Here is a 585-nt window from a genome sequence, read left to right on the forward strand (position 1 = left end):
CGAGCCTGACCTATTGGATGTCGGTCAACGGCCGCTCGCTGCCCGCCGGCGCCACGCCACCCGAGCACGACCTCGCCTGGTACAAGGCGCAGCGGTTCGACTATGCGCCGGGTCATCCGGAGTGACGTCGATGAGGAGACGGAGGATTGGCCTCGGTCGTCACCTGTACGGCCGCACCCCCAGCGACGAGTACGTCATAGCGCGCGTGGATACGGCGAAAAAGCTTGCAGCAAAATTAGGCGGTCGTGCTCATGCACCAACCGCGGCAGCGATGCTCACAGGTTGCAGCATCGCCGCAGACTGCCGTCGCGCAACTGAATAATTGAAGACAATACCGGCAGATTGCGCTTTTCTTAAGGATCCACAACCGGCAGCTCAGCCATAGGAGGACGTACTATGGATTTTGCAGCACCGACGTTATAGGATTACTATGCCCGTCATCACGGACGCACGCGTCGTCATCACCTCGCCCGGGCGTAACTTCGTCACGCTCAAGATCATCTGCGACGACGGTACCAGCGGCGTCGGCGACGCCACGCTCAACGGCCGCGAGCTGGCGGTGGCGAGTTACCTCGCCGACCATGT

At 61.5% G+C, this 585-nt stretch carries 1 pseudogene; it reads left to right on the forward strand.

Annotated features, from left to right (window positions below):
• Positions 1 to 430 precede the first annotated feature (430 nt).
• A pseudogene (locus K7957_RS20185) lies at positions 431 to 585 on the forward strand (bifunctional D-altronate/D-mannonate dehydratase); the annotation flags it as partial.

This window comes from Sphingomonas yunnanensis, from assembly GCF_019898765.1.
Taxonomy (GTDB): Bacteria; Pseudomonadota; Alphaproteobacteria; order Sphingomonadales; family Sphingomonadaceae; genus Sphingomonas; species Sphingomonas yunnanensis.